This is a genomic window from 'Camptotheca acuminata' phytoplasma, assembly GCF_041276565.1.
GTDB lineage: Bacteria > Bacillota_I > Bacilli_A > Acholeplasmatales > Acholeplasmataceae > Phytoplasma.
In genome coordinates, this window is the sequence record NZ_JBGGGR010000007.1 from 1 (window position 1) to 12,686 (window position 12,686).

General features: G+C 23.1%; 6 protein-coding genes. All 6 read left to right on the forward strand.

Annotated elements, in window-relative coordinates; translation table 11 throughout:
• Window positions 1-130: 130 nt before the first annotated feature.
• The 6 genes from nrdE (at window position 131) to AB6A63_RS00880 (ending at window position 12,003) form a co-directional block, all read left to right on the forward strand.
• Entirely contained in the window at window positions 131-2,671 is a 2,541-nt protein-coding gene (gene nrdE / locus AB6A63_RS00855; RefSeq protein ID WP_370430811.1) for a class 1b ribonucleoside-diphosphate reductase subunit alpha, read from the forward strand.
• 68 nt (window positions 2,672-2,739) lie between these two features.
• On the forward strand, window positions 2,740-4,095 hold the full coding sequence (gene dnaA / locus AB6A63_RS00860; protein ID WP_370430812.1) for a chromosomal replication initiator protein DnaA: 1,356 nt from the start codon (window positions 2,740-2,742) through the stop codon (window positions 4,093-4,095).
• A gap of 30 nt (window positions 4,096-4,125) precedes the next feature.
• The gene (gene dnaN / locus AB6A63_RS00865) at window positions 4,126-5,262 is read left to right on the forward strand and encodes a DNA polymerase III subunit beta (protein WP_370430813.1); all 1,137 of its coding nucleotides are present in this window, start codon (window positions 4,126-4,128) and stop codon (window positions 5,260-5,262) included.
• A gap of 49 nt (window positions 5,263-5,311) precedes the next feature.
• On the forward strand, window positions 5,312-6,184 hold the full coding sequence (locus tag AB6A63_RS00870) for a hypothetical protein (RefSeq protein WP_370430814.1): 873 nt from the start codon (window positions 5,312-5,314) through the stop codon (window positions 6,182-6,184).
• 2 nt (window positions 6,185-6,186) lie between these two features.
• Window positions 6,187-7,206: a tryptophan--tRNA ligase gene (gene trpS / locus AB6A63_RS00875; protein ID WP_370430815.1), complete on the forward strand. Its 1,020-nt coding sequence runs from the start codon at window positions 6,187-6,189 to the stop codon at window positions 7,204-7,206.
• A 123-nt stretch (window positions 7,207-7,329) separates the two neighbouring features.
• Entirely contained in the window at window positions 7,330-12,003 is a 4,674-nt protein-coding gene (locus tag AB6A63_RS00880) for an AAA domain-containing protein (protein ID WP_370430816.1), read from the forward strand.
• The last annotated feature ends 683 nt before the right edge of the window (window positions 12,004-12,686 follow it).

The following is a 12,686-nucleotide window of genomic DNA, read 5'->3' on the forward strand; positions in this document are numbered from 1 at the left end:
TTAAATTTTTTTTATTTTTTTTTAATTTATAATTTTTAATTATAAAAATTTTTTAAAAAATTTTTTTATTTTTTAAAATTAAATAATTTTTGTAAGATAAATTATTGAGAAGGTTTTGATTGTTGTGAGAATGAGTGAAATAAAAATAATTTATGATAGTTACGAAAAAGGAAATGTTTTTGATTTTGTAAAAAAATTTAAAAATTTTGAATCAGAAAACATTAATAATTTCAGTAACGATAATAACAAAAAAATTTTTTTAATAACTAAAACTGTTAGATTCGGCGAATTACCTGACACAACCGAAAAGTTTTTAAAAAAATATTCTTCTTTAGTTATTGGAACTGCTGTTTCAGGAAATAGAAATTATGGAAAAAATTTCGGAAAAGCAGGAGAAATAATTGAAAAAAAATTCAATATTCCTTTAATTTTAAAATTTGAAGGAAAAGGATTCAACGAAGATTTTTTATATTTAGAACAATGGTTAAATAATTATTGTTCAGACAAAAAAGATAACCAATTAGAAACTAAAAATAATAATTTAGAAACAAAAGAAATTCCTTCAGAAAAACAAGACAATCACGTAATTCCATATTATATTATTTTAAATAATGAAATTATAGACAGTGACGGAAATATTAAAGATTTAGAAAAAGATCAAGAAGCTTTAAAAAATTTTTTCAAAGAAGAATTTAATCCAAAATTAAAAAGATTTAATACTTTAAAAGAAAAAATAGATTTTTTAGTTAATAATGATTATTATGAAAAAGAATTTTTAGATTTATATAGTTTTAAACAAATAAAAGAAATTTATCAATTTGCTTATAATGAAAATTTCAAATTTCCTTCTTTTATTGGAGCTTTTAAATTTTATAAAGATTACGCTTTAAAAACTAGAGATAAAAAATTCTATTTAGAAAATTACGAAGATAGATTATCAGTTAATGCTCTTTATCATGCTTCTGGTAATTTCGCTATGGCTAAAGAATTAATTTATCATTTGATGAAACAAAACTTTACTCCTTCAACACCTACTTTATTAAATACTGGTTTGAAAAAAAGAGGAGAATTTGTTTCTTGTTTCCTTTTAGAAGCGGGCGATTCTTTAAATGATATTTCAAGAATTTTAGAATTTTCAATGCAATTATCAAAACTTGGTGGTGGAGTTTCCATTAATCTTACTAATTTGAGAGCCAAAGGAGAAAGTATTAAAGAAATCAATAATTCCAGTAAAGGAGTTATTGGGGTTGCTAAATTATTAGATCACGCTTTCCGTTACGCAGATCAAATGGGACAAAGATTAGGAGCAGGAGCAATTTATTTAAATGTTTTCCACTCTGATATTGAAGATTTCTTAAATTCTAAAAAATTAAATGCTGATGATGATATTCGTTTAAAAACTTTATCTTTGGGAGTTGTAATTCCTGATAAAATGTTAGAATTAGCTAAAAATAATCAAAAAATGGCTGTTTTTTATCCTCATACTGTTTTTAAAGAATATAATTTAAATTTCGCTGATGTAACTGCCGACATTGAAAAATGGTATGATATTTTATTAGAAAATCCTCGAGTTAAAAAAAGATTTATTAATCCTCGTTCTTTGTTAGAAGTAATATCTCAACTTCAAGGAGAATCAGGATATCCATACATAATGTTTAGTGATAATGTTAATAGAGAAAACGTTTTTGAAAATAAAATTAAATTTTCAAATTTATGTACAGAAATTTTACAACCAACTATTACTTCTTCTTATGCTGATTATAATGAAAAAGAAAATGATCAAATAGGAATGGATGTTTCTTGTAATTTATCTTCTGGTCATATGACTAATATGATTAAAAATAAAGCAATAAAAGAAACTGTTTTTGCAGCAATGGAAATAATGAATTCAGTATCAGAAAAAACAAATATAAAACATGTTCCAGCTGTTGCTAAAGCTAATAATCTTAATAGAAGTGTTGGTTTTGGTATTATGGGACACCATGGTTTTATCGCTGAACAAATGATTGAATTTGGAAGCAAAGAAGATATCGAATTAATAGATGTTTTCTTTAATATGATAAATTATTACTCTTTACTTCATTCTTCTTTAAAATCTAAAGAAACAGGTCTTGTTTTTCATGATTTTAAAAAAACAGATTATGCTAATGGAAAATATTTCGAAAACAAAAAAGCTATTTTTCCTTCTTTATCAAAAGTAAAATCTATTTTCGAAGGAATAGAAATTCCAAGTGATGAAGATTGGAAAAACTTAAAAGAACACGTTAAAAAACACGGTTTATATAATTCACATCGTTTAGCAGTTGCTCCAAATGGTTCTATCGGTTATATTATGTCAGCTACTCCATCTTTAACACCTATCAAACAATTAGTAGAAGAAAGAACTTACGGTAATTCAAAAACTTATTTTCCTGCTCCTGGATTAAAAGATTTTTCTTTTATGTATCAAACAGCTTATAAAATGGATAAGTTCAAAATAATTGATGTTATCGCTACTGCACAAAAACATGTTGATCAAGGTATTTCTTTTGAATTATGTATTACTTCTGATGTAACAACACGTGGATTACAAAAATATTATTTATATGCTCATCATAAAGGCGTTAAAACACTTTATTATACTCGTACACAAAAATTAAAAGTTGCTGAATGTGAAAGTTGCGGAGTTTAATTTTTTTAAAGTAAGAAATTTTTTAAAATTCAGACAATTTTAAAAAAGTTTTTAAAAGGTAAATTTAAATGGAAGAACAAAAAGATTCAAAAGAAGATATTTGGAAAAATATTTTAAAAGATTTATCTTTTATTTATAATGAAAAGGTTTTTGAGGAAACCTTTTCTAATGTTGAATTATATAAAGTTGAAAATGGAGTTTTTTTTATTTTAGTTGAAAATGAATTTATTAAAAATAAAATTTTAAATATTTATTTAAATAAAATGGAAAAAATTTCCAAAAAATATTCTAAACAAAAAATTTATTTTGAATTTATTTTTAAAGAAAAAAATAAACCTAAAACAAAATTATTAAAAGAAGAAAAAAAAACATCTTTTGAACATTATCAAAATAATTTAAATCCTAATTATACTTTTAATAATTTTGTTACAGGCGAAAGCAATTTTTTTGCTTTTGAAATGGCTAAAAGAATTGCTACTTCAGAAAAAACAGAAATTAATCCTTTGTATATTTTCGGTTCTGTCGGCTTAGGAAAAACCCATTTAATGCAAGCTATCGGAAATTATATTATAAAAAAAAATTCTAAAAAAAAAGTTTTATATATTAAAGTAGATGAATTTATAGAGGATTTTACTAGTAATTTAAGAAAAGAACAAATGGAAAACTTCAATAAAAAATATAGAAATATTGATGTTTTTTTAGTAGATGATATTCAAACAATATCTGAAGCGCCTCGAACACAAATGGAATTTTTTAAAATTTTTGATTATCTTAATTTTAATAAAAAACAAATAGTTATTACAAGTGATAAAGCTGTTTCTGAATTAAGTAATATTATGCAAAGGTTAACTAATCGTTTTCAGGCAGGATTAATAGTAGATATTAAAAATCCTGACAATAAACATCGTTTAGATATTTTAAAAAAAAAGACATTAGTTATTCAAGGAAGTAAATTTGAAATAAAAAAAGAGATTTTAAATTTTATTTCTTTGAATTTTTATGATAATATAAGGGAAATGGAAGGAGCTTTAATTAGACTTTTAAGTTATATTCAAATTTATCAATTAAAAATTGATTTAAAAAACACAAAAGAAGCTTTAGAACCTTTATTAAAAAATAAAAAAAGCATTAATCAAGAAGAAGAAGACGCAGAAAAAATAAAAAATATAATAAGTCATTTTTACAATATTAATGTAAAAGAATTAGTTGGAAAAAAAAGAGGTTATAAATATACCTTACCGAGGCAAATTACAATTTATTTTTTAAAAAAAGTAAATAATTTTTCTTATAAAACAATAGGTTTTCTTTTAAATAAAAAATATTATTGTATTTATAAAGCTTATAAAACAATTGAACAAAAAATAGAAAAAGACGAAGAACTAAAAAAAGTTATTGAATTTATTTTTAAAAAGATAAATAAATAAAAGTAATTTAAAGAAAAAAGAAATTAAAATATGGAATTCGAGATTAAAAAAGAAGTTTTTTTGCATTATTTGAATCAAATTCAAAAAATCATTCCTTATAAAACTTTTTTTCCTGTTTATTGCTATATAAAAATGACCATTAAAGAAAATGTTTTATTTTTAGAAGGAAATAATGCTAATTTTGTTGTCAAAATCAAAATAGAAGACAAAAGTTTAAAAACAAAAGAAGAAGGATCTTTGGTTTTATTAGGAAAAAATTTTTTTGATATTGTTAAAAAAATAGATTTCAATTTTGTTAAAATATCTTCTTTAGAAGATAAATTTTTAATTATTAAAACTGATTATTCTAGATATAAGTTGAAATTAATTGAATTAAATAATTTTCCTTTAAATAATTTTGTTTTTGATTATGATAATTTTTTTGAGATCAAAACAGATTTATTCAAAAGAATTATTGAAGAAATTATTATTGTCACTTCAAAAGAAAAACAAAAAAATGTGTTAACAGGTGTTAATTTAACTTATCGCTCTTCTTCTTTAATAGCTTCAGCTACTGATTCTTTTCGCTTAGGCCAGAAAAAAATTGATTTAGATATAAATTGTTCTGATTTTGATATTATTATTCCAGGTAAAAGTTTAGAAGAATTATTAAAACTTTTAGAACAACAAAAAGATGATATGGTTAAAATATCAATAACCAAAAAAAATTTTTTTTTAAAAACTAATTCTTTAGATTTCCAATCTTCTCTTTTGGAAGGTAGTTATCCTCAAATAAATTTATCTAAAAAAAATAATTTGTTTAATTTTTTCAAAATAAATAAAAATAATTTAATTAAAATTTTAGAAAGAGTTTCTTTATTTTTACCTAAAGATAGAATTTTTTTAGATAATGTTGTTGAATTTATAATTGATAAAAGCAAAAAAATAAAAATTTTTTCTAATAGTGAAGAAATCGGAAACGCATTAGAAGAAATAGAAACTTCAGAAATTTTAATTAACGAACAAACAAATGTTTTTTTTAATATAAAACATTTAGAAGAAATTTTAAAAATTTTTCCTAGTGAGGAAATCACGTTTTCTTTCGAAAACTCTTTTAAACCTTTTCTTATCGCGAGTGAAGAAGAAAAAACAATTTTATATTTAATTTCACCTTTTTATATGAAATAATTTTATATTTCAAAAAAAAATTACAAAAGGATTTTATTTTAAAAAGATTATGATTATTAAACAAAAAAATAAAAAGATTAACAAAAACAAAGTAAAATCTTTATTTTCCGAACTTGGTTTTAAAGCAAAAATATGTTTTTTTTGTTTAATAACCATAGCGACAATTACTTTTTTGTTGGAAATGTTTGCTAAAAAATCAACAACAGAATGTCCACCGGATAAATTATTAAAAAGAATTTGTAAAATACCTTTTTATTTCACTTATCAAATGGTTGTATCAGTAATAATAATTTTATTCACATCTTTTTTTAAAATTAAAAATAAAAAAATATATTCTATATTGTTTTATGCAGTGGCAGTCAATACTCTTTTGACGTTTTTATTTTATAATTTATTTTTGATTCCTATTTTTGGAGAAAATAGTAAGTTAATTATTTTGTTAAGGAATTTGAAGGACTTCAACAGTTTTGATTTAGATCGAAATATTTGGTATATTGTAGACGTTTTACAACATATTATTGTACCTTTACCTTTTTTTTTATTTTTTTTCTTTTGTTTCCCTTTTTATTTAAGTAAAAAGAAAGATTATTTTTATACTTTTTTACATCCTTTAATTTATTTATTTGTTTGGTTTTTGGTTATCGTTGGTTTTTCCGGAAGTAGTCGGTTTGATAGTTGCAAAGAAGATTCTAAATCAAATTATTCAAAAATGGAACGCATAAAAGAATGTAAACAAGTACCTTATCCAAGTTTACAATGTCCTTTTCATGGAAACATTATTTTTAAGTCGTTTTCTGCAGAAGATGAACATTGTTTATATAAAAACTTATTTTTAGTTTTAGCTAGAATAATAGTTTTAACTTTGTTTTTTGCTATTGTATTTTTTTATATATTTGATTTTAGAAAAAAGGTTTATCAATAAATATGTTTTTTAAAGAAAAAAAAAGATTAATTACAGGTATTAAACCTACAGGTGATTTAACTTTAGGAAATTATATAGGTTTAATAAAACCTTTCGTTCTTTTTCAAGAAAAAAAATTTCAAGAATATGAATTTTATTTTTTTATTGCGGATTTACACGCTTTAACTAATTTTCAAGAACCAACTTTATTAAAACAAAGAATTATTGAACTTTTATATTTTTGTTTAGCTTCCGGAATAAATTTAGATCAAACCAATATATTTATTCAATCTGAAATACCTCAACATCCTTATTTAAGTTATATAATGGAATCTACTTCTTATTTAGGAGAATTACAAAGAATGATCCAATTTAAAGAAAAGAAAAATTCATTAGATACAACTAGAACATCTATTTTTACTTATCCTATTTTAATGTCTTCTGACATTTTACTTTATGATTCGGATGTTGTTGTTGTTGGTTCTGATCAAGAACAACATTTAGAGTTAACTCGTGTTTTAGCTAAAAGATTTAATTATTTATATGGAGAAACTTTTACTATTCCAAAGACTTTAAAATTGGGCAATATGGTAAAATCTTTAAATCAACCTCAAAAAAAAATGAGTAAAAGTTCTTCAAAAATGGGTTTTGATGATAAAGGTTGTATTTATATTTTTGAAGATGTAAAAAATATAAGAAAAAAAATTTTAAGATCTGTTACTGATTCAGAAAATATTGTTCGATACAATATAGAAGAAAAACCCGGTATAAGTAATCTTTTAACTATTTATTCTTCTTTAAAAAAATGGGATTTTAAAAAAACAGAACAACATTTTCAAAATTTTTCTTATAAAGATTTTAAAGAAGAAGTTGCGAATGTAGTAGTTGAAGAAATTAAAAACATTCAAACAAAATATTTTTTTTTAAAAAAAAATGTTAGTTTAAAAGATATTTTAGAAAAAGGTACGCAAAAAGCTTTAAATATAGCTGATTTTAAATTAAAAGAAATAAAAAGAAAATTAGGATTAGAAATAAATTTTTAAATTTTTTTATTTTTTTAAAATAAATATATCCTATTTGTTAAGAAAAAAGATATAATTTAGGTGAATTATAGATTATTAATATTCTAAATATTTTGATTTTTTCATATTGAAAGGAACTATTAAATGACAATAAAACATCAAAGATTATCCTCCTTAATTGAATTTGTTAAAGAAACTTCAAAGTTATCGGAATCAAATAAATATTTTTCTGATGTGAATGAACACGAATTGTCTTTTTTTGAAGATGAATTACGAAAATTACCTGGTGTTTATGTGTATCCACAAGTTTCAGAAACGCATCTTTGGCTTGTAGTAGAAAGATCGTTACCACAAGCAGCTCCACAAGTTGACAATTCCTCATTTTTGAAATTTTGGTTGGATGTTTCTAATGACTACAATATTGAACCTAAATTAAAATCTAAAATTTTAAAATCTGATATTTTAACCCAAAAATCATTTTTAAATATTGATATTGATTCTTTTTCAGATAACGAATTTATAAAATTAAAAGATTTTTTATTAAAAGAACCAAAATTAAAAGAAGAATTTGATGATTATTGGCATGCTGTTTGGTATCCTTGGACATTAAAAGAAAAAAAACGTGCCGAAACTCGTGTTTTATATGATAAATTATATAAATTAGAAAAAGAATTTAAGACTAATGAAGATGATTTATTAAAAGAGCTTGTTATAGGTTCAGGAATGGTATTATGGAAAAGAAAAGGTTTAGATGATAAAATGATGGATATTCGTTATCCTTTAATCGTCCATGAACTTAGCCTTAATATGAACGAAGAAACTTCAGCTATAGAAATAACAGCTAAAGGAAAACCACAAATTCTTTTAGATCTTTATACTTCTGTTTCAAATATGGGTGTACAAAATTTAGAGTCAGAATGGATGCAATGGCAAAAAGATTTATCTTCCAATGATGAAAAATATTTTTCTCCTTTTGAGCTTGATACTTTTAACAATATTCTTCAAAAAGCAGCGAGTAATCTCGATTCCAGAGGAGAATATATAACTATAGATCCTAAATCTGATCGAAGTTTACCTTCGATTACTAATGAAATGAAAATTACTGATACTTGGGTTATTTTTTTACGTCCACGTAGTAATAAATTTTTGTTACAAGATTTACAAAAATTCCAAGATCAATTACAAAGTTCTACAAAAAAAGAACTTCCTGAATTACCTAAAGGAATTTCTGCTTTATTTACTGAACCTGATAATTCTCGTTTACAAATGAAATTAACTGAATTTAGAGGAATTTATTACTCTTCTTATAACGAAAACAGCGAAGACGCTGAAGAAACTGAAAATAAAATTGCTGATTTATATTCTACTATGCCAGCTAATGAAGAACAATTAAAAATTATTCAAAAATTAGAGTTTTATGATGGAGTAGTAGTTCAAGGTCCACCAGGTACAGGAAAAACACATACTATCGCTAATATTTTATCTCATTATCTTACTTTAGGTAAAAGAGTATTAATTACTTCTATGAAAAAAACTGCTTTAAATGTTTTAAAAAACAAATTATTACCTTCAATTCGTCCTTTAGCAGTTAGTTTATTATCAAATGATCAAGAAGATAATAAACAATTAGAAAATTCAGTTACTACTATTAAAAATACTATTAATTCTATTAATGAAGATGAATACAATCAAGAAATTGAATTTTTAACAAAAAAAATTGATAATTTATATGCAGAAATATCTCGCATCGAAAAAGAAACGGATCAATTATTTAAAAAACAATATCAAAAAATTACTTTACAAATTGATAATCGTTCTAAAACTTTTTCACCTTCGGAAGCTGCTCGCTTTCTTTCAGAAAACGAATCCAATAATTATCAACAGTGGTTATTAGATAAATTATCGATTGAAAATGAACCTTTATTTTTATCTAAAGATTTAAAAAAATTAAAATCAGCTCGTTTAGCTGTAGGTGAAAGTTTAAGTTATTATAATATTGATTTTCCGGATGTTCCAACAGATATTTTAAAAATCATAGATCAAACTCATCAAAAATTAACTATTTATAATCAAATTAAACAACAAATCGATAATAAAACTTTGCCATCTTTAAGTGATACTAATGATGCTGTTTATCAATCGGTATCTGAATTACGTATTAAAATTAATGAGTATATTGTTTTAACAGAAGCTATTAATGAAAAAAGTTTACGTTTTGAATGGCATAATGAAATTGAACAAAAATTTAAAAAATCATTTTCTGAGTTACCAATAACTAAATTTGATGATTTTTATGAAGAATTACAAGAAGTGGTAAAAAATTTTAAATCTAATTTTGTTTCAAAACCGGTAATTTTAAATGATCCTGATATAGTTAATGATAATGATGTAATCAGCGCTATTCTTCGTAAAACAAAAGGAAAATCTTTTTTCCGTTTTTTACAAAAAAATACAAAAAGTATTCAACAAAAAATAGATACTATTAATCTTGTTAATGAAAAACCTAAATCAGTTGCTGAATGGCAATACGTTTATGACTTTTTTCAATTACAAAAACAAATGAGAAAGTTAATCATTATTTGGAATCAAAGTTTAGCTCATTTTTTATTTTTATCGCCAATTATAATATCTAATTCATTTCTTCCTTTGACACATGTTTTAGAAAAAATCAAAGAAGATTGCGATCATTATAATATGATGATTCAAAAATTTAAAAAAGAACAATCTATTATTGAAATAGTTTCTAAAATATTACCACAGTACGATTTATCAGATGCTAAATTAGATGATTTTAAAATTTTGAAAGAAATCGATCAAATATTAAAACAACATTATAAATTATATGAGTTACAAAAATATCCTGAAAATAAAGCAGAAATTATTAAATTTTTTAATACTGAATCAGGTGATATTTTGATTAAAATAACTCAATTTATAGAAGAAAAACTTGGAAATTCTTTGGTTTCGGATTCAGATTTTAAAAACGAATGGGATGCTTTATATAAAGAATTAGTTCATCTTCAAAAATTAAAAAAACAATTTATTGTTATCAAAGAAGTAACAGAAAGTATTGAAAATTCAGGAGCTATTTTATGGGCTCAATCTTTACGTTCGCAACCTTCAAAAAATGAAGATGATCTTTTAATTCCTTTTAACTGGACTACTGGTTGGTTAATGCGTCAATTGGCATCTTATGTAAAATTAGATTTTAGTAGTGTTATGCAAAAATTAGAAAGCGAACGTTTTTTAAAAATTAACGATCTTAAAAAAGCTTATGAAAAGATTGTGGAACGTCGTACTTGGTTACAAGTTTTCCAAAAAATGAATCCTAATATTGAATCTGCACTTCAATCTTTTACTACATACATCACTAAAATTGGTAAAGGGACCGGTAAAAAAGCGATTAATTATCGTAAAGAAGCTAATGAAGCCTTAAATCGTGTTATCGAATCACAAGCTATACCTTGTTTTATTATGACACATGATAAAGTTTCTGAAATTTTACCTTCTCAATTCGGTATGTTCGATTTAGTTATTATTGATGAAGCTTCACAATCAAATATATCTGCTTTATCTGTTTTATTAAGATCTGAAAAAATTTTGATTGTAGGAGACGATAAACAAATTAGTCCTATTGATATGTTAGATGTTGATAAAGTTAATAATTTAATGAAAAGTTTATTACATTCTCAAGTAAAAAGCTATAAAGGACATATCAATGCAGGTTCATCAATTTATGAACTTTTCCAAGTTGTTTTCGCACATCAAAAAATTATGTTAAAAGAACATTTCCGTTCTGTAAAACCGATTATCGAATATTCTAATAGAGAATTTTATAATCATGAGATTCAACCGATGCGTTACCCTACTATATTCGAATCTTTAGAACCTCCTTTAATTGATGTTTTAGTTACTGATGGCCAAAATGGTGGCGACGGTTTAGCTAAAAGTCAAGTTATTAATAAATCAGAAGCGCATTTTATTGTTAACGAAATTAAAGCTATTTGTAAAGATCCTCAAATGTTACATAAAACTATCGGAATCGTTACTTTATTAGGAGAATGGCAAGAAAAATATATCATTGATGTTCTAAATCAACAAATACCATTAGAACTTCAAGAAAAACATAAAATTAAATGTGGTAATCCTAGAATTTTTCAAGGCGAAGAAAGAGATATTATGTTTATTTCATTAGTAGTTTCTTTTTATCCACAACAAAAAAAACCATTCGCATTAACTAAAGAAGACGCTAAACAACGTTTTAATGTAGCAGCTTCTAGAGCTCGTGATCGTATGTATTTAGTTCGTAGTGTTGAATTAGATCAATTAAGTTCTAAAGATGTTTTAAGAAGAGGTTTAATTAATCATTTTAAATCACCTTTTTTGAAAAACGAAAAAATAATTAAAGATTCTAAATTATTATTCGAATCTAAATTCGAACAAGAAATTTATGATATTTTGATGCAAAAAGGTTATCGAGTGATTCCACAATTGAAAGTAGGAAATTATCTTATTGATATGATAGTGGAAGGTGAAAACGATTTAAGGTTTGCTATTGAGTGTGATGGTGATAAATTTCATGGTGCAGGACAATTTAATTATGACTTCAATAGACAAAAAACTTTAGAACGTAATGGTTGGCAATTCTGGCGTGTTTTTGCTTCCGACTTTTACAAAAACAAAAACAACGTTATTCAAGATTTAATTAATTGTTTAAAAAAAAAAGGTATTAAACCTATTAGTTCTGAAAACGTTTTCAAAAGTTCTTATACTCAATTTATTAAAACAAAAGTTTTTGGTGAAAAAACCAAAAATTAATAATTTTTAAATATTTTTAATTTCTTAAATAAATGATAAAAAAGAGTATATTTTATATTATTTGAATGGATATTATAATTATAAAGTCTTTTTTATCATTTTTATTATTTTTTAAATATAAAAAAACAAATTGTTGAATTATATATTATTTTTTATATATTAATTTTATTTTCTGAATTTTTATTTTTTTAATATTATCTAAATTAATAAAATTTAAATAAACAAATGTTTCCAAATTTAAAAATTTTTGTAATAAAAACATATGATATAATTTATTTCGATGAAGTTTTTTTCAAAAAATAACGGATCAAAATAAAAAATAAAGGTTAAAAAATGATAAAACCATAAACTATTTTCGGTTCTAGATTTATAGGAAGAAAAAAAGAATTAGAAGAATTAAAAAACAGAATAGATTCTGATCAATTTGAATTTGGTATTGTTTTGGGACGTCGTCGTATCGAAAAAACAGCTTTATTAAATGAAATTTATAAAATTTATAAAATTTATAAAAACAAAATAATTTATTTTACCGCTGACCAATCAAGTCATTGAGCTGTGTCCGTTTTTTAATACAACTTTTTATTTTAAAATGACTCTTTAAGACTAAAAATTAATAGATAATTTAATATCTTTTCAAACTAAAGAAATATTGTTTTCATTCAAAAAAGTGTCTAAACTTTTTT